This window comes from Flavobacterium seoulense, from assembly GCF_000695795.1.
Classification (GTDB): Bacteria; Bacteroidota; Bacteroidia; order Flavobacteriales; family Flavobacteriaceae; genus Flavobacterium; species Flavobacterium seoulense.
On sequence record NZ_JNCA01000015.1, the window covers coordinates 21793 to 46203 of the forward strand.

The following is a 24411-nucleotide window of genomic DNA, read 5'->3' on the forward strand; positions in this document are numbered from 1 at the left end:
GTTTGGTGTAGATTTTATGATTGAGTTTACAAATGAAATACTTGTAAAAGTTGGAGGTATATTTTTTATGGTTTTCAAAAGTTATAATTTTCTTAAAACAAAAAAACTTCCCTTTTCAGAGAAGTTTTAGTTATTGAAATTTGGAAATTTTAATATTGGGATTTAACAATTATACATCATCAAAATCGACATAAATTGTATCCGATGTTGGATGAGCCTGACAGCTTAATACTAAACCTTCGGCAATTTCTTTATCGGTTAGGATAGAGTTTTTCTTCATTTCGGCGCTTCCTTCGGTTACGCGGCAAAGACAGCTGCTGCAAATTCCGCCCTGGCAAGAATAAGGAGCATCAATTCCTTGTTTTAAAGCTGCTTCCAGAATGGTTTGTTTTTGAGACATTTCGAATGAAGTTTCTTCATCGTCAACCATAACAGTAATTTTCGAATGTCCGCTTAAATCTTTGATTTCGTTTTCATGAGCCGAAGCCGTAAAAAGTTCAAACTTGATAGCTGATTCTTTTACGTTTTTCTCCTTCAAAATTCCGGAAACTGTATTGATCATATCTTCAGGGCCACACAAATAGAATTTTTCAAATTCTAATTCCTTGTGTTTGTTATTCAAAACGTAATTCACGACTGATTTGTCAATTCGTCCAAATAAAGCTTCATCAGCCTTAGCCTGACTGTACACATAATGAACAAAAAAGCGATTTACATATTGTAAATGCAAGTCGTGTAATTCCTGGTGAAAAATAGTTTCTTCGGGTGATTTATTTCCGTAAACCAATACAAATGAACTTTTTGGTTCACTTTTTAAAACAGACTTTAAGATTGATAAAACAGGAGTAATTCCGCTACCGGAAACAAAAGCAGCATAATTTTTTTGTTTGTTAGCATCAGCTTCAAAGGTAAATTTTCCTTCTGGTTTTCCTACTTCAAGAACATCGCCAGCTTTTAGTTTTGTATTAGCAAATTGTGAAAAAAGACCATCTTTTACCGCTTTTACCGCAATGCGTAATTCGCCACTTTCAGGTGAAGAACAAATAGAATAAGCACGACGAATTTCTTTTCCGTCTAGTGTTAATTTAATATTGACATATTGTCCTGCAATAAATTTATAGTCTTCTTTTAATTCTTCGGGAATATTAAAAAGTATTGAAACGGCAGCTGCGGTTTCTCTTTTAACCTCTTTTATAAGGAGTTTAAGAAAATTTGGCATGTGATATAATTTTCTGCAAATATACTAAAGTGAATAGGTTTCTTAAATCAAAGTTTTTGAAATTTAGCAGCTCTCTTGTTTTGATTGCTGTTTTCTATTTAAATCTGGCTTATAATCATTTTTAATTTAGTAGAAAACAGCTGTTTATTGATAATATAATCAAGTATTTAAATCAACTTAAAACCTTTTCGTTTATTAAATTTCTATATTTCAAAAAGAAACGTATTTTTACCAGTCTTTATACTAAAAAAACTTTTACAAAGTTTAATGATAAAAACTGCGAATCATTGAAAACCAACAGAATTAAATATTCAATTCCATTAGGATGTTTGTGTGTTTTGGTAGCCTGTTCTACCAGAAACGATACTTTTTTGGCTCGAAATTCACATGCGTTAAGTACAAAATACAATATTTTATACAACGGACAAATAGGATTAGACAAAGGAATTAAAGGTATTGAGGCTAATAATCAGGATAATTTTTGGGAAATTCTGCCTATCGAAGCCATGAATGTTGATGAAGATGTTGTAGTCGCCGACACCACAAAAAACGCCGATTTTAAGTTAGCAGAAACCAAAGCCACTAAAGCCATTCAAAAACATTCGATGAACATTGGCGGTCGGGAACGCAATTCTCAAATGGACGAAGCATATTTATTGTTAGGAAAATCGCGTTATTACGACCAACGATTTATTCCGGCTCTGGACGCTTTTAATTATATTTTATACAAATATTCAAATAGCAGCCGAATTGATGAAGCGAAGATTTGGCGCGAAAAAACCAATATGCGTTTGGGCAACGATGCTTTGGTGATCAAAAATATTAGTAAAATGCTCCAACAGCACAAACCTCACAAACAGGTTGTGGCTGATGCCAATGCACTTTTAGCAGCTTCGTTCTTAAATTTAGAAGAAAAAGACAGCGCCATTGTCAAATTAAAAATAGCGGCCGATTTTACCAAACATAATAATGAAAAAGCCAGATACCGTTTTATTCTGGGACAATTGCATCAGGAAATGGGGCAAAATGATCAGGCCAGAGAATACTACGAAGCGGTAATTAAAATGAACCGAAAATCAGACCGAAAATACATGATGCAATCTCAGGTTAGATTAGCACAATTGTTTGATTACCAAAATGGAGATAAATTTGCTTTCGACGAAAAATACCATAAACTATTAGAAAATAGAGAAAATCGTCCGTTTCTGGATATTTTAAATCACCAGCTTGGGATTTTTTATGACAAGCAAGGCAAAGATGAAAGAGCTTTAGAATATTACAATGCTTCTTTAGACCATGCTAAAAATGATAATTATTTAATTGCTTCGAATTATAGAAATATTGGAAACATGTATTTTAAAAAGGCAAGTTATCCAATGGCTGCCAAATATTACGACAGTACTTTGGTGAAACTGAATCCTAAAACCAGAGAATTTATTCATATTGAAAAAGTACGTAAAAATTTGGATGAAGTTATTTTCTACGAAGCTATAGCGGTTAGAAACGATAGTATTCTTAAAGTGGTTGCTTTACCAGAATCTGGAAGAATTGCTTATTTTGACGGTTACATCGAAAAGTTAAAAAAACAGGATGAAGCCAAGAAAATCTTAGAAGAAAAAGAGGCCGAAAAACAAAAAAATATTGAAAGAAACAATCAGGCAACAACAGCTGATGTAGCTGTTTTGGCCAACGGAAAAGCGCCGGCCAAACCAACATTTGCACCACCATCAATGGCGAGTCTTCAGGCAGATAATGTGTTTTATTTTTACAATCAGGCTACAGTTTCTTTTGGAAAAGTGGCGTTTAAGAAAAATTGGGGAAAACGTAATCCGGGCGGTTATTGGAGAGTTTCTTCTTCGGCTAATGTTAATGCTGCTATGTCACAGGATTCTCTGGCAATTGCTCAGCAGGATGTAGCTTCAGATTCTATTTCGAAAACAAAAGAAGTGAATCCAAAATATACTTCTGAATTTTATTTAAGTCAATTGCCAACATCAACCACAGCAATTGATAGTATTAGTAAAGAACGCAATGATGCCTATTATCAATTAGGTGTAATTTATAAGGAAAAATTCAAAGAAAATGATTTGGCTGCCACTAAGCTGGAACAATTGTTAGGCAATAATCCTGAAGAAAAATTAGTACTTCCTACATTGTACAATTTGTACAAAATATATCAAATTACTGATGCCAGTCGAGCCGAAGAAATTAAGAATAGAATTGTGACCCAATATCCTGATTCGCGTTATGCGCAAATTGTAAACAACGCAAACGTAGTAGTCGAAGAAGGAACTCCTGATGCGGTTTATAAAAAATTATATCAACAATATACTAATGAAGAGTTTGATGTAGTTCTGGCAAAAATAGACGGATTAATCAATCAGTTTTCGGGCGAGGAAGTCGTGTCAAAATTCGAACTTTTAAAAGCCAATACTATTGGAAAACTAAAAGGATTAGTGGCCTATAAAGCGGCATTAGAAAATGTTGCTGCTACGTATCCAAATACCGAAGAAGGTAAAAAAGCTACGGTTATTTTGGCTGAACAAATTCCGTTATTAGAGCAAATGAATTTTGATTTTAAAAAATCAAGTTATTGGAAAATTCTTTATCCTGTAGCATTAAATGCAACTAATGACAGAAAAGCAATAGAGGAAAAAATAAGCAAATTTATGAAAGCAGAGAATGCTCAAAGAATAAATCTGGCTTATAACTCTTATGTTGACAATGAAGGATTTGTTATCATTCAGGGAATTACAACACAGGATTATGCAGCAAGTGTGGTGAGTGTTTTACAAGAAGATCCTGCTTATAAAATCCAGACGCCGGCTATAATTATTTCGAATGAAAATTATAAAATAGTTCAAATCAAGAAAAATCTGAATTCGTATTTAGAAGCAAAAAAAGAATAATCATGTTTAATAAAAAAGAAAAACCTTATACTGATCTTTTAGGAAAAACAAATAGAATTGTAGAAGGAACTGTAATAAAAGGAGATATTATTTCGAAAGCTGATTTTAGATTAGATGGTGAGTTAATTGGGAATTTTCAATCTACAGGAAAACTGGTTATAGGACCTACCGGAAGTGTTACTGGTGACATTAGCTGTAAAAATGTGGATATTGAAGGAAAATTTACAGGAACAATTAATGTAGCCGAATTATTAAACATAAAAGCAAAGGCAAGTATTCAGGGCGATGTAACTGTGGGTAAATTAGCCATAGAACCTGGTGCCGATTTTAGTGCTTCTTGCAGTATGAAAGAAAACATAAAGTTGTTAACCGATGGAACAGAAACCGAATAATAGAAACAAGTGGCTTGCATTAGTTACAATTCCCACTCAAATGGGAGCAATCATTTATCTGTTTTATTTTATAGGTAGCTGGCTGGACGAAAATCATCCCAGCGATACTGTTTACTATTCTAAGATTCTTGCGATGCTGGGTGTTTGTATTGCTATTTACAATGTAATAAGACAGGTGAACGAACTTAATAAAACAGAATAAACATAAACCCAATAAATATTAGACTATAATACCATGAATTTAAAAAGTTACGCACCTGTTTTTTATTTCCTTTTGTTTGCAGTCATTCTATATATAGTACACAAATTGATTTTTAGTTTTTTTGGAGCAGATTTAGAAATTGCCAATTTTCATTATTCTTTAGAATATCTCTATGCATTTTTTGCAGCTGTGGGAGTTCTAATTGTTTTTTCTTTGATAATGGTTTTTAAAACGGCTCCGGACTTTGTTGGGATAGCATTTCTTGCGGCGACGACTATCAATTTAGTCTTCTCATATATTATTGCGCGGCCTATTTTAGCAAAAACATCGGGAAATATTAAAATTGAGAAAATCAATTTTTTTGTGATTTTTATTCTGTTTTTGTTATTTAAAATAATTATAACTGCAAAAATGTTAAAAAACAGCAATGAAAATGGCGAAAAACCGAGAATAAATTAAAAAAATATAGGGTAGTCTTGGTATATTAATTTAAAATGTACCTTTGCGTCAAATTTTAAGGACCGTAAAAATCAATATTTTAATTAGATATGATAATTTCAAAGAAACCTGTCAGATCACTAACAGCAATTCTTATAGGATTGATCTCCTCTGTTGCTATGGCAAATCCTGTAGAGGATACAACTCATGTAAAAACAGAAACAGCTTCTCATACTGAGCAAGTTGCCCATGAAACAGCTAATCATGAGACTGAAGCACACACTGAAAAACATGAGGCATTATCTCCTAAAGAAAAAATCAATGAGCACATTCAGCATCACTTAGCTGACTCTTATGATTTTACTTTATATTCTGATGAAGAAGCTGGAACACATGTTGGTTTCCCATTACCGGTTATTTTAATTGATGACGGATTAAAAGTTTTTTCAGCTTCAGCATTTCACCACGGTGAGACTGTAGCTAATGTTGATGGAGCTTATTATAAATTAGTTCACAACAAAATTTATAAAACAGATGCTGAAGGTACATTAGAATTAGATCACCACGGACATCCAACTAATGAGATGCCGTTGAACTTTTCAATTACTAAAAACGTTTTCTCATTATTAATTACCTCTTTATTATTGTTCTTAATGTTTACAGCATTAGCAAGAACGTATAAAAAAGGACCAAACAATTTACCAACTGGTTTTTCAAGAGTTTTAGAGCCATTGGTATTATTTGTAAGAGACGAAATTGCAAGACCAAACATTGGTGAAAAAAAATACAAAAAATTCATGCCGTTCTTGTTAACTGTTTTCTTTCTTATTTGGTTGTTAAACTTGATTGGATTAACACCACTTGGAATCAACGTAACAGGAAATATTGCAGTAACTTTTTGTTTAGCATTTGTTACTTTGATCATTACTAACTTTAGTGCAAACAAAGATTATTGGGGACACATTTTCTGGATGCCGGGTGTACCTGCTCCAATGAAAATTATCTTAGCACCAATTGAGGTATTGGGAATTTTTACAAAACCATTCTCATTAATGATTCGTCTTTTTGCTAACATTACAGCTGGTCACGCAGTAATGATGGGATTATTAGCAATTATTTTCCTTTTCAAAAACTTGTTAGGTACAGGTGGAAGTATTGGAGTTTCATTAGCATTAACAACATTTATTTCTTTAATCGAATTACTTGTTGCGTTTCTTCAGGCGTTTATTTTTACAATGATGTCTTCATTGTTTATTGGTATGGCTGTTCAGGAACACGATCATCATGATGATCACCACTAAGAAATTAGTACAATAACATTTTAATTTAGAAGTTTAATTTTTATATATATATACTTATGGGAACAATTCCAAATTTAGTAGGAGCTGGTTTGATCGTAATCGGAGCAGGTTTAGGTTTAGGTAAAATCGGTGGTTCAGCAATGGACGCTATTGCTCGTCAACCAGAAGCTGCAGGAAAAATCCAAACTGCTATGATTATCATTGGAGCTCTTTTGGAAGGTTTAGCATTCGGTGCTTTGATCTTAGGAGCTTAATTAAGTTTAATACAATCTGCAACGGTTGGTTGCAGATTGTATTTATTAAAAAAAGTTTAAACAAATTACAAAATATATATAATGGAAAAGTTACTTAACGATTTCTCATACGGTCTGTTTTTTTGGCAGCTTGTTATTTTAACAATCTTAATTTTATTATTAGCTAAGTTTGCTTGGAAACCAATTTTGAATTCGCTTTCTGAAAGAGAAGAAGGAATTAAAAGTGCATTAGAATCAGCAGAAAATGCCAGAAAAGAAATGCAGGATCTACAGGCTGATAACCAAAGAATCTTAAACGAAGCAAGAGCAGAACGTGATACTATGTTGAAAGAAGCTCGTGAAATGAAAGAGAAAATTGTTGCTGATGCAAAAACTGAAGCTCAGGCACAAGGATTAAAACTAATCGAGCAGGCTAAAGCGGCTATCGAAAGTGAGAAAAACGCAGCAATGGCTGAATTGAAATTACAAGTTTCTTCATTGTCATTGAGTATCGCAGAGAAATTATTGAAAGACGAATTATCTAATACTGAAGCTCAAACTAAATTAGTTGAGAAAATGTTAGGTGACGTAAAGCTAAACTAATATTATGGCAGGTACAAGAGCAGCAATTCGTTACGCAAAAGCGATCCTTGATATGGCAGACTCAATAGGAGTGGCTAACGAGGTAAATAACGATATGATTTTAATTGCTTCAACAATCAAAAGTAACTCTGAATTAAATGCTTTTATTCAAAGTCCAACAATAAGCGTTGAAGTAAAAGAAAAAGCATTATTAGAAGTTTTTGCAAATAGCAATGGCGTAACTAAAGGTTTCTTTCATTTATTATTCGAAAATAAAAGATTTGAAATTCTTGAAGCTATTGCAGTAGCATATTCTAATTTATTTGATCAGGCGAATGGTATTGAAGTTGCTAAAGTAACTACAGCTATTCCAATGGATGCTGATTTAGAAGCTAAGGTAGTTGCTAAAATTGCATCATTGTCAGATAAAAAAGTAACTATTAAAAATATTGTAGATCCTGCAATCATTGGAGGATTTATTTTAACTATAGGCGATAAGCAATACAATGCTTCTATTGCTAACCGATTACAAGTATTAAGAAAAGAATTAAGTAACTAGTTTTATTGCACATAAAAGTGTCTAAATTATAAATTAAGATGGCGGAAATCAAACCTGCTGAAATTTCAGCAATATTAAGAAAGCAAGTAGAAGGTTTTGAATCTGGCGCTACGCTGGAGGAAGTAGGAACGGTACTTCAAGTTGGAGACGGTATTGCTCGTATTTACGGGCTTTCGAATGTACAATATGGAGAATTAGTAGAATTTGAGAATGGTCTTGAGGCTATTGTATTGAATCTGGAAGAAGATAATGTTGGGGTTGTACTTTTAGGGCCATCTACAGGAATTAAAGAAGGATCTACTGCTAAAAGAACGCAACGTATTGCTTCTCTTAAAGTAGGAGAGCAAATGGTAGGACGTGTTGTTAACACTCTTGGTTTTCCAATTGATGGAAAAGGACCAATAGGTGGTGACTTATACGAAATGCCATTGGAAAGAAAAGCTCCTGGAGTAGTTTTCCGTCAGCCAGTAACTGAGCCATTACAAACAGGTGTAAAAGCAGTAGATGCTATGATCCCTGTAGGTCGTGGACAACGTGAGTTAGTTATTGGTGACCGTCAAACAGGTAAATCAACTGTTTGTATCGATACTATCTTAAATCAAAAAGAATTTTATGATGCTGGTAAACCAGTATTTTGTATCTATGTTGCAATTGGACAAAAAGCGTCAACTGTAGCAGGAATTGCAAAAATGTTAGAAGAAAAAGGAGCAATGGCTTATACAGTTATCGTTGCTGCTAATGCTTCTGATCCAGCTCCAATGCAAGTTTATGCTCCTTTCGCAGGTGCTGCAATTGGAGAATATTTTAGAGATTCTGGTCGTCCGGCTTTAATTGTTTATGATGATTTATCTAAACAAGCTGTGGCTTACCGTGAGGTTTCTCTTTTATTAAGAAGACCACCGGGACGTGAGGCATATCCTGGAGACGTTTTCTACTTACACTCTCGTTTATTAGAAAGAGCTTGTAAAGTTATCGCTGATGACGGAATTGCTAAAAACATGAATGATTTACCAGATTCTATCAAAGGAATCGTAAAAGGTGGTGGTTCATTAACAGCTTTACCAATTATCGAAACTCAGGCTGGTGACGTTTCTGCATATATCCCAACAAACGTAATCTCTATTACAGATGGTCAGATTTTCCTTGATGGAGATTTGTTCAACTCTGGGGTTCGTCCTGCAATCAACGTAGGTATCTCTGTATCTCGTGTTGGAGGTAATGCTCAAATTAAATCAATGAAAAAAGTTTCTGGAACTTTAAAATTAGATCAGGCGCAATTCCGTGAATTAGAAGCGTTTGCTAAATTTGGTTCTGATCTTGATGCTGTTACTTTAAACGTAATTGAAAAAGGAAAAAGAAACGTTGAGATCTTGAAACAAGGTTTGAACGACCCTTATACAGTAGAAGACCAAGTAGCTATTATCTATGCTGGTTCTAAAAACTTATTAAGAAATGTTCCTGTTGCTAAGGTAAAAGAATTCGAAAAAGATTTCTTAGAATTCTTAAACGCAAAACACAGAGATACTCTTGATGCTTTAAAAGCTGGTAAACTTGATGACAAGATTACTGATGTTATCGAGAATGTAGCTAAAGAAGTTTCAGCGAAATATAACTAATATAAGTATTAAGTATTGAGTACAAAGTATCAAGATTGGTCTTTGTACTTAATACTAAAGTCTTAATACAAAAAATAAATGGCAAATTTAAAGGAAATCCGTAATAGAATTACATCCGTTTCATCTACGATGCAAATCACATCGGCGATGAAAATGGTATCTGCAGCCAAGCTTAAAAAAGCTCAGGATGCAATTACAGCCATGCGCCCTTATGCCGAAAAATTAACGGAATTATTACAAAGTCTTTCTGCAACTCTTGAGGGAGGAACTGGCGAAGAATTTACTACACAACGTGAAATCAAGAAAGTATTGCTTGTTGTAATAACTTCTAACAGAGGTTTAGCTGGTGCATTTAATACTAATGCAATCAAAGAAGCTAAAAATCGTGTAGCATATTATGCAGGAAAACAAGTTGATATTTTTGCTATAGGTAAAAAAGGAAATGATATTTTAAGCAAAACAAATACAGTAATTGAAAATCAAAGTAGTGTTTTTGATAATTTGACTTTTGATAATGTTGCTGCTATTGCTGATACATTAACTCAAAAATTTGTTAGTGGTGAGTATGACAGAATTGAATTGATTTATAACCAATTTAAAAATGCAGCTACTCAAATCGTTCAAACAGAACAATTTTTACCATTAGCTCCTGTTCAATCAGATGCCAATGCAACTGCTGGAGATTATATTTTCGAACCATCAAAAGAAGAAATCGTGTTGACTTTGATTCCTAAATCATTAAAAACACAATTGTATAAAGGAATCCGTGATTCATTTGCTTCAGAACATGGTGCGCGTATGACAGCTATGCACAAAGCAACTGATAATGCGACAGCTTTAAGAAACCAATTAAAATTAACATACAACAAAGCACGTCAGGCTGCAATTACTAGCGAAATCTTAGAGATCGTTGGTGGAGCAGAAGCTTTGAATGGATAATATAAAAGTTAATTTTTTTAGATATAAAAATAGCCTTGCCATCGCAAGGCTATTTTTTTGAAAATATTTGAAAAAGAAATTAGAATAGGTGTAAAACCAACACTGATTAAATCAAAGATTTAGTTATTTTTGTTTCTTTTTAAAAGCATTAAGAGATATCACTTTGGGTTTATATAAAAATCTTTTCAAACAAACAGCCATATACGGACTAGCTACGGTTTTGCCTAGGATGTTTAGTTTCCTGTTAGTTCCGCTTTATACTAATTTGCTTCCTAAGGCAGAATACGGTAAAGTGACTATCATATTTGCCTGGATGATTTTTTTTAATGTCATTCTGGCTTACGGAATGGAAACCGCTTTTTTTAGATTTTATAATAAAGAAGAAGATAAAAAAAGAGTAGTCGAAACTTCGATGGTTTCTATCTTTTGGACGACAATTATCTTTTTACTTGTCGCACTTTTATTCCGAACGACATTAGCAGATTGGTCAGGAATCGATTCCCAATATATTACGTATTCCATTTGGATTTTAGCCTTAGACGCCTTAGTAATTATCCCTTTTTCGAAATTAAGAGCTTTTCAAAAGCCCATGGTATATGCCGTTATTAAAATTGGAAATGTATTAGTAAACTTATTACTAAGTATTCTGTTTTTAATTTATTTACCAAAATTAGCTCAAATAAACCCTACGGGATTAATCAGTTCGTTTTATATCGAAAATTTCGAAATAGGCTATATTTTCCTGGCGAACATTATTGCCAGTTTATTGACTTTTGTCGTTTTATCACCCGATTATATTTTTCTAAAATGGAAATTCGATTTTAGATTATGGAAACAAATGATGGCTTATGGATTGCCTATATTAGTAGCCGGAATTGCTTTTGCTATCAACGAACAATTTGATAAAATCCTTTTAGATAAATTACTGCCTCGCTATATCGCCGAAGATGCAGTAGGAGAGTATGGAGCTTGTTATAAGTTGGGATTGTTTATGGTTTTGTACCGTACGGCTTATACTTTAGGAATTGAACCTTTCTTTTTCAGTCATGCTTCAGATAAAAATGCGCCGCAAACTTATGCTATGGTAACCAAATATTTCGTGATTTTTGGATCTTTTATTATGTTAAGCGTTATTGTTTTTGCCGATTTGTTTAAACTTCTAATGATTCGTGATAGTTCCTATTGGGTAGCGATGAAAGTGGTGCCGTTGATTATTTTGGCCAATTTCTGTTTAGGAATTTATACGAATCTTTCTGTTTGGTACAAATTAATAGACAAGACGTATATTGGTGCTTACATTTCAATTGCAGGTGCAATCATTACTTTAGTACTTAACTTTTTGTTGATTCCGTCTCATAGTTATGTAGGTTCAGCTATTGCAACATTGGCTGCTTACGGAAGTATGATGTTGATTTCCTATTATCTGGGGAATAAATATTATCCTATTCCGTATGATTTTAAAAAGATAGGTGGTTATCTGGGATTGTCTATTGTATTTTCAATAATCTCATTTTATCGTTTTAGAGAAAATTATTTTGTTGGAATTGCGTTACTACTTTTGTTTCTCTACTTCATTTACCACAATGAGAAAGCTACTTTAATGAATATTATTAAACGTAAAAGCAATTCATAAACTCTGTTTACAGTTTTTTTAATTGCATTATAAAAATAAAAAATGAAAATAAACATCATCAATAAATCACAACACGTTTTACCAAGTTATGAAACCATAGCTTCGGCTGGAATGGATTTAAGAGCGAATTTAACCGAATCGATAACTTTACAGCCATTAGAAAGAACCATTGTTAAGACAGGTCTTTTTATCGAATTGCCGATAGGATACGAAGCACAGGTGCGTCCAAGAAGCGGACTGGCTTTTAAAAACGGAATTACAGTACTGAATAGTCCCGGAACTGTTGATGCTGATTATCGCGGAGAAATAGGTGTGATTCTGGTTAACTTATCAAATCAGGCTTTCGAAATCCAAAACGGAGAAAGAATCGCCCAACTAATCATCGCCAAGCACGAGCGTGCCGAATGGATTGAAGTAGAAGAACTTTCTGAAACGTCAAGAGGTGCTGGTGGATTTGGAAGTACAGGAGTGAAATAGTATTCAGAGAACAGTCTGCAGTATTCAGTAAAATCAAATGAATTTGCGACTAAATATATAATAAAATCTCCGCGAACTTTGCGAACCTTTGCAACTTTGCGGTTAAAAAAACAACATAAAAATATGAAAATAATTGTCCCAATGGCAGGTAGAGGTTCTCGCCTTCGCCCACATACATTAACTATTCCTAAACCATTAATTCCGGTTGCCGGAAAACCTATCGTTCACCGATTAGTAGAAGATATTGCCGGTGTTTTGAATCAGGATATTGAAGAAGTAGCTTTTATTATTCACGAAAGTTTTGGCGAAAAAGTAGAACAGGACTTAATTGCTATTGCCGAAAAATTAGGAGCAAAAGGAACTATTTATTACCAAAATGAAGCTTTAGGGACAGGACATGCTATTATGTGTGCCAAAGAATCTCTTTCTGGACCTGCGGTAATTGCTTATGCTGATACTTTGATCAGAGCTGATTTTGAATTAGATCCAACGGCTGATGCGGTAATTTGGGTAAAACAAATTGAAAATCCGGAAGCTTTCGGTGTTGTAAAATTGAACGATAAAAATGAGATCATCGAATTAGTCGAAAAATCACAGGATTTTGTGAGTGATTTGGCGGTTATCGGGATTTATTATTTCAAAGATATTGCTGTTTTAAAACAAGAATTGCAAAACGTTTTAGACAATAACATTCAGAATGGCGGTGAATACCAAATTAACGATGGTATTAAAAACATGATGGCTAACGGAAAAATCTTCAAAACAGGAGAAGTTAGCGAATGGATGGATTGCGGAAATAAAAATGTTACGGTAGAAACTAATTCGAGAATGCTTGGTTTCTTGGCTGCTGACAAAATTGATTTGGTTTCGAAAAATGTAAAAATTGAAAATTCAACTATTATTGAACCTTGTTTTATAGGTGAAAATGTAGTTTTGACTAATGCCACTGTAGGTCCGAATGTTTCTTTAGGAAACGGAACTAAAGTAGTTGACAGTTCTATTAAAAACAGTTTAGTACAAACCAATGCAACGATTAAGAATGCCAATTTAGATAATGCAATGATAGGAAATCATGCAAGTTTTGATGGCAAGTTCACAAGTATTAGTATTGGAGATTATTCGGTTTTAGAGTAAACAGGACTGAAGTCCAGCTTTACAAAATTGTCCGAGCCGAAGGCTCTATTTATAATATGTTAGTTCCGTAGGAACAAGATATATTATTCGGTTTTAGAGTAATTTTTTGCTTCTTTTGAAAATATTTTTACCATTAAGAAATTAAGTACATTAACACTTAATTTTTTAATGGTACTTTTATAATGTACTTTGAAGTTTAATTTGTAAGAATGAAAAAGTTAGTTTCTTTAATGACCTTGTTAGTTTTGCTATGCAATACAGCTTTGTCATGGGGACAAACTGAACCCGAAGAAATTAAACCTGAAGAGAATAAGTTTAAAGATTATTTCTTTGAAGCTTTAAAACAAAAAGCAATTGAAAATTACGATAAAGCCATTGTTGCTTTAGAACATTGCTTAAAAATGGATCCTAATAATGCGACCATTCCTTATGAAATAGGAAAAAATTATTTGGCGCTGAAAGATTATAAAAACGCTTATTCTTCTTTCGAAAAAGCACACACCTTAGATCCTACAAACAAATGGTTTTTAATAGGAATGTATGATGTAGATTATGCTACAAAAGATTATTTAGATGGTATTAAAGTGATTCATAAACTAATCCCTTTTGATCCAAAATTCAAAGAAGATCTTACTTCGCTTTACATGAATACCGGCGAATTTGACAAAGCATTAAATCTTATTAATGAGTTAAATGAAAGCGCGGGAAAATCAGACAGAAGAGAAAATTACAAACTTCAGATTTTGTCGAAAGGACAATATCAGGATGCCGAAATCACTAATTTAGTCGATCAGATTAATAAATATCCAAAGGAAGAAGCGAATTACATTTCACTGATTTATTTGTATTCGAAAAAAGATAATTTAGAAAAAGTACTTGAAATTGCCAGAAAACTAGAAAAAGAAATTCCAAATTCAGAATGGGCACAAGTGAGTTTGTTTAAAAACTATTTGGTGAATAACGAAAGCCAAAAAGCCATCAATGCGATGAATGTTGTGTTGGCAAGCAGTAAAATAGACAGTAAAATAAAGCATCGGATTTTTAATGAATTTTTGAATTATGTGAATGTCAATCCGCAATTTTCTCCTGATTTAGATAAAGCCATAGATTATTTTAAAGACGATACTACTGTAAATGTCGCTAAAGAAATTGGGAAATATTATCACAATAAAAAAGAATGGGATAAGTCGGTAAAGTACTATTTAATGTCTTTGAAAAAGAATAATCCAGACGAAGTAGAAGTCAATGTACTTTTATTAGATATTTATAGCCAGCAGGCTCAGTTTGAAAAATCTCTGAAAATTGCCAATGATATGATTGCATTGTATCCGGCACAACCACAGTTTTACTATTATTCAGGATTAGCTTATAATCAGTTAAAACAATTTAAAAAAGCTAAAGAAATGCTGGAAATGGGCATAGATTATGTGGTAGAAGATATTCCGTTAGAAATTAATTACAACATTCAACTTGGAGAAGCGTTTAATGGATTAGGAGATACTAACAAAAAAGAGTTGTATTTTTCTAAAGCCAATGAATTATTAAAAAAACAAAAGTAATATGAAAAGAGTCTTAGCAATAGTAATAGTCATTTTTATGGTTTCCTGTAAACCCAAAGCGATTGTTGCATCAACCACAGTTACAGAACCGGTTGATAATATCAAATCAACTAAAATAATCGATAATCATTATGATAATAAAATCGATTTTTCGACCTTATATATTAAAGCCAATGCAAGATATGCTGACGAAAAACAATCTCAAAATGTAACAGCCGAGATTAAAATAAAGAAAGATCAGCAAATTTTGGTGAGCATTCGTTTTTTAGGAATCACAATGGCAAAAGCTTCGATAACACCTACTTCGGTAAGTTATTATGAAAAAATAAAGAGTACTTATTTTGAAGGCGATTTTAGCGCATTAAGTCAGTGGTTAGGAACCGATTTGAATTACAGCAAAATTCAAAATATGTTAGTAGGAGAGGCTTTAGACGATTTGAACAAAGGAAAATATACGCAGGTTTTGCTTGATAATTTGTATCGTTTAGATGATTCGAATAATGCAAATACTAAAAAAAGCTACTATTTTAATCCGAACGATTTTACGGTAAACAAGCAGGAAGTAAGTCAGGAAACTGAGAATAGAACAATCCAGATTGCTTATCCGGAAAGAGTAGCACATAAAGAAGCTAATTTGCCTTCGGTTATCGAAATTAAAACAACGCAGCCTAAAGGGAAATCAGAAATTAACTTAAATTACAACTCGGTTTCATTTAATGAAGAACTTTCTTTCCCATATAGTGTTCCGGATGGTTACAAAAGAATAATAATTAAGTAAATTTGCAGAAATATATTTTTTAAAGATGCCAAAATATTTCCTTAGCCTGCTATTTGTTTGCCTGACTTCTACTATGTGGAGTCAATCGCAGCAAGAAAAGTTAGAACAACGAAAAGCTCAAATCCAAAGAGAAATTAGAGACAATGAGAAGATGTTGATAAGTGTCAAGTCAAAGGAAAAATCAGCTTTGAACGTTTTTTTAATTCAAAAAAACAAGATTAGATTAAAGGAAAATTTAATTCATACTACCGAAAAGCAAACCCGACTTTTAGGTGATGATATGTATCGTAATCAACTTAAAATAAATAAGCTAAACAGAGAGTTAGATGTTTTGAAAGAAGATTATGCTAAGAAAATTGTCAATTCGTACAAAAGCCGTTCAGAACAAAGCAGAGCGATGTTTATACTTTCTTCAGAGAATTTTTTACAGGCATACAAAAGAGCGCAATATTTAAAACAATATACCAGTTTTAGAAAATCGCAAGGAGAAGAAATTAATGCAAAGTCAACAGAATTACTTAGTATTAATGAAAAGTTGAAACTTCAAAAAGTTGCGAAACAAAAATTACTAGCCGAAAATCAAAAAGAAAGAGCAGAACTTGTAAAGGAAAAACAAGAGCAGGAAAAAGTAGTCAATTCGCTTAAAAAAGACAAAAACAGAATTGTTTCTGATATTCGAAAAAAACAAAGAGAATCTAAAACTATTGATGCACAAATTAACCGTTTAATTCGTGAAGCTATTGCCGAAGCCAATAGAAAAGCGGCTCTGGAACGTGCAAAAGCGGCAGCTGCTGCCGCAGCAGCTTCTGGCGATAAGAAATCTACAACTGCTACTAAAAAAGAGGTTGCTGAAACAGTTTCGAGGACACCAGTATCTTCGTCAAGAATTGAATTAACACCAGAAGACAGAGTTCTGGCGGATAATTTTAAAGCCAATAGAGGAAGCCTGCCTTGGCCGGTAGAAAAAGGATTTATCTCATTAGGTTATGGTGATCAGCCGCATCCCGTTTACAATACATTAGTCGTTCACAATAGTGGTATTGAAATTACTACGAATGACGGAGCTAATGCGAGAGCTGTTTTTGGCGGAGAAGTTTCGAGTGTGATGGTTTTGTCTCCGGTTAATAAAGCAGTAATGATTCAGCATGGAGATTATTTTACTATTTATCAAAATTTAAGTTCTGTTTCAGTAAGTAAAGGAGATAAGGTAAGTATTAAACAAAATATTGGTAGAATCCGTACTAATGGTGATACAGGAAAAACAGTAATTAAATTCTTGTTGCTGCAAAATACAACATACAACAATCCACAAAGTTGGTTATCAAATAGATAAAATTAAAAAGCGAATCAATCGATTCGCTTTTTTTATGTTTTTATATAAATGTTATTGAAACTGAATGTAGCTTGGTTTTGGCGTAAATTCTAGCAATTGTTCTGGAGTATACATTTTCCAGTCGTTCCAGTTATCATTTTTATAAAATAATTTAAAGCCTGTAAACTGAACAGGTTCTTTGTAAATGTATCTTAAATAAGTAGAACGTTTTAAAACCTGACTGCCAAAACCGTCCATATCCATTACAATTTGAACTTCGGGAGTGGTTTTAATCGCTTTATAATTAGTTAGCATTCCCTGTGTAAAACGGTGTACAACTAATATTTTTGGTGCCAATTTCTTTTCGCGTACAATTCGAACCAAAATATCGATGGCATCATTAATATCATCAGCAGACATAGTTCCAATTTTTTTACCCGGAATTTCGCCATTTTTCATCGAAAATTCGGGATCAATTCCTAAATGAACATTAGGTAAAGCCAGGTAATCTTCGAGTTGGCTTACTTCTTCCTTAACCGTGCTATGCCCAACCTGAATATCCAGAAAAACCAAAGCATTTATAGGTTTTGCCCAACTTAATAGTGTATCAATTTGCTTAAACGGCATTCGCATATTGTGTCTGTTTGCTTTTCCGGGAGCTGCCTGAGCAGAAACGGCAATGTAGTGCAAAGCCGGAATAGTGGTTACACTAGAATCGGCAGCCTGCCATTTAGCGACTTCTTCTTGTAATTTTTCAATCATTTCAGCTTTAGGATATTCGCCTAAAACCCCCATTCTTTTCGAATATAAATTTCCGTAAAAAGCAATAATTCTATTGTATGGTAATAAGGCTCCGGGCAATGGATAAGGCGCTTTTACCGGCCATCTTCCAGTGGTATCATTATTGCTTAGCGCAATCATTCTTTGGTTGTAATCCACTGTGTCAATTGTAGTAATTGGTTTCTTTTCAACCGAATCTATTTTTACTACAATAGTATCTTTTACAGGAGTTTCTTCAGTGTTAGATTTGTCTTTGTTGCAATTAGTAAAAAGGAAAAATAAAAAAGGGCTAATTAAGGTTGCTAAAGCATATTTTTTCATAAAAAAGTCAGGGTATTTGATACAAATGTAGCGTATTTTATACCCTGCTTCCTGAATTTGAAATACTATTTTATTGTTAAAAACTAGGGCGTTTTTTAGGGTTTTACCGCAGCAACCTCTTTAAGTGTGATCATTTTTGTGCTTTTATTGCTCCAGGAGTTTAGTATATAATTCATTACATCGGCAACTTCTTCATCGCTTAATCCCATAGGCGGCATGATACCATTGTATTTTTTCTGATTTACAATAATTTCGCCTTTTTGTCCGTATTTAACCGCATGAATACTTTCGGTTATTTTAGTTTTCAGCCAGTTCGAACCATCAAGCGGCGGAAAAGTAGTTCCGTTGCCTTTTCCATTGGCTAAATGACATTGGACACAAAAATCAGTATAAATTTCTTTGCCTTGTGCGATGCTTTTTTGCAAAGGTGTTTGTTGTTGTTCTATTCTTGTAATGTTATTTGTTTTCGAAATATAATCGGAATTTTTATTCGAAAAAAAGCCATAAACAGCTGTAAGGAAAGTGAATCCCAAAGTCAATTTAGTAATCATCGATTTGATTTTTTAGTTAGGGATAATTTTCAGAATTCCTTTTCCTTCTACACCAATATAGATGTAACCATCGGGAGCCTGAATTACACTGCGTAAACGGCCAATATCGGTAGCGATTTTTTGTCTTCCAATGACTTTATTACCATCCAGTTTTACCAATTCTAAATATTGAAATTTAAGAGCTCCTACAAGTAAATGTCCTTTCCAATCCGGATATTTATCGCTGGTTACAAATGCCATTCCGCTAGGTGCGATGGAAGGTGCCCAGTAATAAACAGGATCTTCAATACCTTCTTTTTTTTGTTGATTGCTAATAGTAGAATTATCATAATCAATTCCGTACGTTACTACTGGCCAGCCGTAATTAGCAGCTTTTTTGATAATGTTGATTTCGTCACCTCCTTGCGGACCATGTTCGTGTTCCCAAATAGCACCAGTTTTAGGGTGAATAGCTAATCCTTGCGGATTACGATGTCCGTAAGAATAAATAGCGGTTTTAGCCTTTTCTTTTCCCACAAACGGATTGTCTTTTGGAATGCTTCCGTCATCATTTAAACGATAGATTTTTCCGTTATCTCTCGTAATATCCTGCGGATTCACAAAATGATTACCGCGTTCTCCTGCCGAAAAATACAAGTAACCCTGATTATCAAAAACAATTCGGGAACCAAAATGCTGTCCCTTAGTCGTATTGGGTTCGCATTTGTATAAGGATTCTATTTGGCTTAAGCTTTCATTTTCAAGTTTAGCTCTGATTAATTTTGTGTTTCCGCCAGTGCCTTCTCCTTCCGTAGAAGCATACGTAATGTAAATCCAGCCGTTTTTGGCATAATCAGGATGTAGAACTATATCGAGTAAACCACCCTGACCGCGATTGTAAACTGCAGGAACATTTTTGACTTCGGTTTTTACGCCTTTTGTAATATGAAATAAAGTACCGCTTTTTTCAGTAACCAGAAACGAACCATCGGGAAGAACTGTCATTCCCCACGGATTATTGATGCCGTCAGTAACGGTTTCTAAGCGATAATTTTTAGCATCTTCTTTTAAAGGAATTTCATCGTTCGTCTTTAACTGTGCCTGACAGCTCAAAATGAAAAAAGAAAAGAACAATAATGGTAATGTCTTCATGTTTTGTGTGTTAAACTTTGTTTTTAAAGATAGTAAAAAAGTTTAATACGGGAATTTCATGATTTAAGACTTCTTAACTCGATTTCATGTTTAATGAGATTAACACAACTATCAAGATTTTTTTCAATTTCTTTAGACCAGAATCGTAGTACTTTCCAGTTTTGAGATTCGAGATAATTAGTTACTTCAATATCCCGTTGCATATTTCGTTCAATTTTTTTGATCCAAAATTCTGCATTGGTTTGCGGTTTCTTTCTGGTTTCCCAGTCTTTTCCATGAAAGAATTCTGAATCTAGAAAAATGGCAATTTTGAGTTTTTTAAAAGTAAAGTCAGGTTTGCCAAAAACTGTTTTATTGTTTTTGCGATATCGATAACCCAGATGCCACAATGCTTTTGCCAAACTAATTTCAGCTTTTGTTGCGGTACTTTTTATGGCACGCATGTTTTTGGAGCGTTGATTAGGATTGTGGACGTCCATTCTTTTTTAGTGATTTATACCAAATTTAGATAATTTTTTTATCGATTTTATGGCATTTACAACATTAACCTCTTTCACTGTTTCACTTTTTGAAATTGATTTCTGAACAGATTTTAAATTTAATAATTCTAAGTTGTCAAATATTTTTGTTTGTTCTCCCAAGTCAAATATTTTAGACCAGTCATTCTTTGAAATTAGCTTTAATCTATCATAAATCGCTTTAATATCAATTACTTCAACTTCAATATCGTTTGATAATGATTTTATAGTTTCATTGTTAATATTGTTTTCTTCAATGTATAAAAGTAATTTATTACCAATTGCAATATCTCTGCTATTAAGATTCTTAGCCCTTTTTATTTTACTTGCAATTTCCCATATATCAGTAGATAATTCTTTAAATTCATCAATATTCATTGACCATTTAGAAACACCATCCCAAAATTTATTACCAAAAGCTAAAATTTTATTGATGTTCATCAAGTTGTTTTCAGATTTGTTATGTATTTCTTCTGTTTCTATTTCCCTAGTCAAAACTTCTTCGTTAGTGATAAAGCAATCGGAATATTGTTCAAAATTGATTTTATAGTTTCCATCTTTTAATAACTTCCAGCTTGATTCTCTTTTCGCATACTCTGAAATCAATGAGTTATTCGAAGATTTAACGAGATGATTGTAAACAAAAACGATTAGTTTTTGTAATTCATTGATTATTCTACTGTCAACTCTTTGTTCCTCATAGATTTTCCATAAATCTAACCGGTTGTCTGCCAAATAATAAAAATAAGATAATGTATATGCAACCGTGAATGATTTCAGGTTGGTGTCACCAATGGCATCTATATTTTTTCTTCCAAACAGTTTATCTGTTGTTTTAAAAAGAATGGCATTTGCAATTAGCTTTTTATAAAAGTTTTCACCTGGAAGTTTATTTTTTTTAACCAGTTCATTTATTTTTTTAGTATAATGAATAAAGTTTTTCTGGGCGCCTTGTGAAACATAATGAGGTTCTAATTCCCAAATGTTAATAAATTTTGCAACGTCAGATTTGACAAACTTTTGATTTGTTGGATGTTGTTCTTTAAATTTCCTTTGTTGAGCAGGAGTAGTCAATTTATTTAAGGATTCCTTATATTGACCATTCACACGCTCGAAATACCAAAGTGTGGATAAATTTCTATTTTCAGGATCAATTACATATTTCTTTCTTGATAGAGATTCGATTTGAACAAAATATGGATTGTTGGATGACAAATCTAATTCAGACACTTTATTTTGACTGTTTGCATAACGCGCAATGTTTGGAACTTCAATGTTTTTTTGTTCAACATCTTTAATAACGGTTAATTTCATCTGAACAAACACATTACTTAAATCTGCATCCTTAAACTTTTTCTGAGTGTGGAAAAGTGATGCAGTGGTCTGACCACCATTTACAATCTGAAAATCCAACAGTCTTGTTAAATACAATTGATTATCACTGATTACGGTTTCTACATTCTCTGCTGTAGCAGTAATTCCGTTATTGTACGGTAAGAACATTTGAGGTTTTTCCCTTATAGTATCTCTTATGCCTTTGTTAAACTTTCCTGTCTGGCCTAAAAAGGCTCTGACATTACTTTCAAGCAATTCATTTGAATATTCTTTATAAAGTTTTGCTAAAACTTCTCCGGGTAATAATGCTAAATAGCATTCATATAGTTCATTTAAATTTGGCATTTTCAAACATTGAACACCATGACTATTAGTTGAAATTAAATCTTTAAAATCAATTTCAATTGGTTCTCTGTTACTTGATGATTCACTTAACTTATAGAATCTGGGGATATCCCAAACGTGTACAAAAACATCTAAATCTTCAAAACCTTTTATTGTAACTTTTTCCAAATCATGGTTTGAATTACCATTGATCAAGAAATAGATATTCATTCTGTCAAAGTTTGACTTTTGTTTAATAATGATTTTTAAAAGTTGATTAAGTTCTGTCTGAGCCGGATCCACATAATCGATATGTCCTTTAAGAGCAGCGTTCAAAAACTTTTTGATTTGATTAATACTTTTATTGAAATCGTCTTTTGTTATATTATAATCATAGGAATTCTGATTATAAAAAGTAATAAACAAATCCAATGTTTCAAAATACACTTTATTAGAATCATCTTTAAATTCATCTTTCAGGCAATATCCATTTATTTTCCAATCAATTCTGCCTTGGGAATCCGGATTAATATAAGATAAAACTCTTGCCCCTTCCGATTTACCAATATGATCTAAGATTTCAATACAATATTCTGTAAACTTATCTTCGAAACTTGCTCCTTCACCATCTGAATAAACTAATGCTGCTACATCAGACTGAATGGCTTCAATATAATTTTTTAATCCTCTATCCATTATTTTATTAATTCAAGAATTGATTTATTGTTTACTAAAAACTGTTCTATAGCTGATAATTCAATGTTGTATTTTGTGTCAAATAAACCAATCGGTAAATCTGAAGCTACCAATCTTGGAAAATCACAAATAATTTCATAAAATTTTCTTTTTCTAAAAGCATACTGACGCTTGTAATTTTCAAAATCTTCATCAAAATAACCTACTAATAAAAGTCTTTCATTGAAAAACTTTAAAGCATTCTGATTGGTATTAATTTTTGTTCTGATTTGCTCGATAATAGAATTTAATGAAAACCCTTTATCCTTAACCTCTTCAACTATATATAGGACTAAATATAGTTTAGTTAAATTTTCATTATCTAATTGTCTCTCACTTGATATTTTAACTTTTGGAACTTTTGATGAAGTTAACTTTACTTCGACACCAAATGAACCAAAACGAAAATCTTTATCATTATAATCAGGACCAGTCCAACTTTCTAATAAAGCATCAATAGAATATTCTTCATCTAACAAAGAATTGAACAACAAAAGTTCTCCAATTAGTCCTTTTTGTCTTTCAATTGTTAGCCCTTGGAAGTTTATTTTATCAAATAATTTTTTCCATTTTAAAACTACATTAGAAGTTTCAATCAAAGCCTCATTTTCAGTAACACTTTTTGAAATTTCTTCAACAATGTTTTCAATAAATAAACTAAAAATATCTTTCAGTTGATTATCTAAAAGATAAATATGTAATTCTTTTGCATCTTCAAATTCATAGATTTCAATGAATAGACCTTTAAACTTGAAGTTTTTAAATTCAGGAAATTTAGCTTTTTTAGATGTTTCAAATATGTATAAATGATTACCCGTTATATGATTTGTTGCTGCAAAACATTTGAACGGTTTAACATGTTCAAGTTGCGTTTTTATAATAATTTCATCCGTAGGAACATGACTATCCCAAATAGATTTAATACTTACCATAATTATTCGTTATCAGAATTATCATCATCCTCCATTGGCTCTAAAGCTAGTTCCTCTTTTATTGATGCAGAATAAGAAACTTGAACTTCATTTTCAATTTTTGGAAAATATAAACTATACCCAATAATCGGAATCCTGTTTTCAACTTTAGTGGTACCTCTTTCATCTAAAGCGTAAATTAGGAGCAAACCTTTACTTTCATTTGCCCTTCTCTCTTTTATACTTCCAACACCATTTTCAGCTAAATCTACTTGACGATCAACAACATCGTCAATTTGATTTTTAGTTATTTTATATAATTCAGAATGTTCTGTTTGATTTCTGACGCTACAAACTAATTCAATCTCTTTTCCATCTGCCGATAAACTATATTTTTGAGTATCATACTCTTTTCTATTTTCAGGCTTCTTAATTACTCCCTCATCATATAATAATGCTTTTTCACTAGTATTGGATACTATACAAATATTCCACTCTCTTATATTATTACTTGTATTCTGA

23 protein-coding genes are annotated in these 24411 nt (G+C 32.7%); 15 read left to right on the top strand and 8 right to left on the bottom strand.

Going from position 1 to position 24411, the window contains the following annotated elements; genetic code table 11:
• Window positions 1-169: 169 nt before the first annotated feature.
• Window positions 170-1219: a ferredoxin--NADP reductase gene (locus FEM21_RS07870; protein ID WP_035659359.1), complete on the bottom strand. Its 1050-nt coding sequence runs from the start codon at window positions 1217-1219 to the stop codon at window positions 170-172.
• Window positions 1220-1506: 287 nt separating this feature from the next.
• Here FEM21_RS07870 and porW point away from each other — a divergent pair, with 287 nt between their 5' ends.
• From porW to FEM21_RS07950, 15 genes are all read left to right on the top strand, one after another.
• The gene (gene porW / locus FEM21_RS07875; protein ID WP_035659360.1) at window positions 1507-4128 is read left to right on the top strand and encodes a type IX secretion system periplasmic lipoprotein PorW/SprE; all 2622 of its coding nucleotides are present in this window, start codon (window positions 1507-1509) and stop codon (window positions 4126-4128) included.
• A 2-nt stretch (window positions 4129-4130) separates the two neighbouring features.
• Window positions 4131-4520: a bactofilin family protein gene (locus FEM21_RS07880; RefSeq protein ID WP_035659362.1), complete on the top strand. Its 390-nt coding sequence runs from the start codon at window positions 4131-4133 to the stop codon at window positions 4518-4520.
• Window positions 4501-4722 carry an AtpZ/AtpI family protein gene (locus tag FEM21_RS07885; protein WP_035659363.1) on the top strand — a complete coding sequence of 74 codons (222 nt, stop codon included), beginning with the start codon at window positions 4501-4503 and terminating at the stop codon, window positions 4720-4722. The genes FEM21_RS07880 and FEM21_RS07885 overlap by 20 nt, the downstream gene beginning before the upstream one ends.
• Before the next feature lie 548 nt (window positions 4723-5270).
• On the top strand, window positions 5271-6461 hold the full coding sequence (gene atpB / locus FEM21_RS07895; RefSeq protein ID WP_035659364.1) for a F0F1 ATP synthase subunit A: 1191 nt from the start codon (window positions 5271-5273) through the stop codon (window positions 6459-6461).
• Between the two features lie 56 nt (window positions 6462-6517).
• A complete protein-coding gene (locus FEM21_RS07900) occupies window positions 6518-6715 on the top strand; it encodes an ATP synthase F0 subunit C (RefSeq protein ID WP_035659366.1) in 198 nt (65 codons plus the stop codon).
• A gap of 81 nt (window positions 6716-6796) precedes the next feature.
• A complete protein-coding gene (locus FEM21_RS07905) occupies window positions 6797-7297 on the top strand; it encodes a F0F1 ATP synthase subunit B (protein ID WP_035659367.1) in 501 nt (166 codons plus the stop codon).
• Window positions 7298-7301: 4 nt separating this feature from the next.
• Window positions 7302-7835, top strand: a complete 534-nt coding sequence (gene atpH, locus FEM21_RS07910; protein ID WP_035659369.1) for an ATP synthase F1 subunit delta — start codon at window positions 7302-7304, stop codon at window positions 7833-7835.
• Between the two features lie 38 nt (window positions 7836-7873).
• Window positions 7874-9451 (top strand): F0F1 ATP synthase subunit alpha, encoded by a 1578-nt coding sequence (gene atpA, locus FEM21_RS07915; protein ID WP_035659371.1) that lies wholly within the window; start codon window positions 7874-7876, stop codon window positions 9449-9451.
• Window positions 9452-9529: 78 nt separating this feature from the next.
• Window positions 9530-10390, top strand: coding sequence for an ATP synthase F1 subunit gamma (atpG, locus tag FEM21_RS07920; RefSeq protein ID WP_035659372.1), 861 nt, complete (start codon window positions 9530-9532; stop codon window positions 10388-10390).
• Window positions 10391-10553: 163 nt separating this feature from the next.
• Entirely contained in the window at window positions 10554-12023 is a 1470-nt protein-coding gene (locus tag FEM21_RS07925; RefSeq protein WP_035659373.1) for a lipopolysaccharide biosynthesis protein, read from the top strand.
• A gap of 42 nt (window positions 12024-12065) precedes the next feature.
• A complete protein-coding gene (gene dut / locus FEM21_RS07930) occupies window positions 12066-12500 on the top strand; it encodes a dUTP diphosphatase (RefSeq protein WP_035659374.1) in 435 nt (144 codons plus the stop codon).
• 123 nt (window positions 12501-12623) lie between these two features.
• Window positions 12624-13634 carry a sugar phosphate nucleotidyltransferase gene (locus FEM21_RS07935; RefSeq protein WP_035659376.1) on the top strand — a complete coding sequence of 337 codons (1011 nt, stop codon included), beginning with the start codon at window positions 12624-12626 and terminating at the stop codon, window positions 13632-13634.
• A gap of 209 nt (window positions 13635-13843) precedes the next feature.
• Window positions 13844-15193 carry a tetratricopeptide repeat protein gene (locus FEM21_RS07940; RefSeq protein ID WP_035659378.1) on the top strand — a complete coding sequence of 450 codons (1350 nt, stop codon included), beginning with the start codon at window positions 13844-13846 and terminating at the stop codon, window positions 15191-15193.
• A gap of 1 nt (window position 15194) precedes the next feature.
• Complete coding sequence (locus FEM21_RS07945; RefSeq protein WP_035659380.1) at window positions 15195-15971, top strand: DUF4292 domain-containing protein; 777 nt, start codon at window positions 15195-15197, stop codon at window positions 15969-15971.
• Between the two features lie 25 nt (window positions 15972-15996).
• The gene (locus FEM21_RS07950; RefSeq protein WP_035659381.1) at window positions 15997-17304 is read left to right on the top strand and encodes a murein hydrolase activator EnvC family protein; all 1308 of its coding nucleotides are present in this window, start codon (window positions 15997-15999) and stop codon (window positions 17302-17304) included.
• Between the two features lie 51 nt (window positions 17305-17355).
• On the opposite strand, the gene FEM21_RS07955 is transcribed toward FEM21_RS07950, so the two are convergent.
• The 7 genes from FEM21_RS07955 to FEM21_RS16550 form a co-directional block, all read right to left on the bottom strand.
• Complete coding sequence (locus FEM21_RS07955) at window positions 17356-18384, bottom strand: hypothetical protein (protein WP_035659382.1); 1029 nt, start codon at window positions 18382-18384, stop codon at window positions 17356-17358.
• Window positions 18385-18479: 95 nt separating this feature from the next.
• A complete protein-coding gene (locus FEM21_RS07960; RefSeq protein ID WP_035659383.1) occupies window positions 18480-18935 on the bottom strand; it encodes a c-type cytochrome in 456 nt (151 codons plus the stop codon).
• Between the two features lie 12 nt (window positions 18936-18947).
• Window positions 18948-20066, bottom strand: coding sequence for a PQQ-dependent sugar dehydrogenase (locus tag FEM21_RS07965; protein WP_035659384.1), 1119 nt, complete (start codon window positions 20064-20066; stop codon window positions 18948-18950).
• 56 nt (window positions 20067-20122) lie between these two features.
• Window positions 20123-20545 carry a very short patch repair endonuclease gene (locus tag FEM21_RS07970; RefSeq protein WP_035659385.1) on the bottom strand — a complete coding sequence of 141 codons (423 nt, stop codon included), beginning with the start codon at window positions 20543-20545 and terminating at the stop codon, window positions 20123-20125.
• Between the two features lie 6 nt (window positions 20546-20551).
• On the bottom strand, window positions 20552-22939 hold the full coding sequence (locus FEM21_RS07975) for an AIPR family protein (protein WP_035659386.1): 2388 nt from the start codon (window positions 22937-22939) through the stop codon (window positions 20552-20554).
• Window positions 22939-23910, bottom strand: a complete 972-nt coding sequence (locus FEM21_RS07980) for a PD-(D/E)XK motif protein (protein ID WP_035659387.1) — start codon at window positions 23908-23910, stop codon at window positions 22939-22941. Before FEM21_RS07980 ends, FEM21_RS07975 begins: the two co-directional genes overlap by 1 nt.
• Before the next feature lie 2 nt (window positions 23911-23912).
• Window positions 23913-24411 (bottom strand): hypothetical protein (locus FEM21_RS16550; RefSeq protein WP_035659389.1); only part of this gene is annotated, 499 nt, incomplete at its 5' end.

Coding starts and splice junctions, on each gene's coding strand:
- FEM21_RS07950 (WP_035659381.1), top strand. CDS start 15,997: ATGCCAAAATATTTCCTTAGCCTGCTATTTGTTTGCCTGACTTCTACT.
- FEM21_RS07880 (WP_035659362.1), top strand. CDS start 4,131: ATGTTTAATAAAAAAGAAAAACCTTATACTGATCTTTTAGGAAAAACA.
- atpH (WP_035659369.1), top strand. CDS start 7,302: ATGGCAGGTACAAGAGCAGCAATTCGTTACGCAAAAGCGATCCTTGAT.
- FEM21_RS07975 (WP_035659386.1), bottom strand. CDS start 22,939: ATGGATAGAGGATTAAAAAATTATATTGAAGCCATTCAGTCTGATGTA.
- atpA (WP_035659371.1), top strand. CDS start 7,874: ATGGCGGAAATCAAACCTGCTGAAATTTCAGCAATATTAAGAAAGCAA.
- FEM21_RS07905 (WP_035659367.1), top strand. CDS start 6,797: ATGGAAAAGTTACTTAACGATTTCTCATACGGTCTGTTTTTTTGGCAG.
- FEM21_RS07965 (WP_035659384.1), bottom strand. CDS start 20,066: ATGAAGACATTACCATTATTGTTCTTTTCTTTTTTCATTTTGAGCTGT.
- FEM21_RS07870 (WP_035659359.1), bottom strand. CDS start 1,219: ATGCCAAATTTTCTTAAACTCCTTATAAAAGAGGTTAAAAGAGAAACC.
- atpG (WP_035659372.1), top strand. CDS start 9,530: ATGGCAAATTTAAAGGAAATCCGTAATAGAATTACATCCGTTTCATCT.
- FEM21_RS07960 (WP_035659383.1), bottom strand. CDS start 18,935: ATGATTACTAAATTGACTTTGGGATTCACTTTCCTTACAGCTGTTTAT.
- atpB (WP_035659364.1), top strand. CDS start 5,271: ATGATAATTTCAAAGAAACCTGTCAGATCACTAACAGCAATTCTTATA.
- FEM21_RS07970 (WP_035659385.1), bottom strand. CDS start 20,545: ATGGACGTCCACAATCCTAATCAACGCTCCAAAAACATGCGTGCCATA.
- dut (WP_035659374.1), top strand. CDS start 12,066: ATGAAAATAAACATCATCAATAAATCACAACACGTTTTACCAAGTTAT.
- FEM21_RS07935 (WP_035659376.1), top strand. CDS start 12,624: ATGAAAATAATTGTCCCAATGGCAGGTAGAGGTTCTCGCCTTCGCCCA.
- FEM21_RS07980 (WP_035659387.1), bottom strand. CDS start 23,910: ATGGTAAGTATTAAATCTATTTGGGATAGTCATGTTCCTACGGATGAA.
- FEM21_RS07900 (WP_035659366.1), top strand. CDS start 6,518: ATGGGAACAATTCCAAATTTAGTAGGAGCTGGTTTGATCGTAATCGGA.
- FEM21_RS07955 (WP_035659382.1), bottom strand. CDS start 18,384: ATGAAAAAATATGCTTTAGCAACCTTAATTAGCCCTTTTTTATTTTTC.
- FEM21_RS07885 (WP_035659363.1), top strand. CDS start 4,501: ATGGAACAGAAACCGAATAATAGAAACAAGTGGCTTGCATTAGTTACA.
- FEM21_RS07940 (WP_035659378.1), top strand. CDS start 13,844: ATGAAAAAGTTAGTTTCTTTAATGACCTTGTTAGTTTTGCTATGCAAT.
- FEM21_RS07945 (WP_035659380.1), top strand. CDS start 15,195: ATGAAAAGAGTCTTAGCAATAGTAATAGTCATTTTTATGGTTTCCTGT.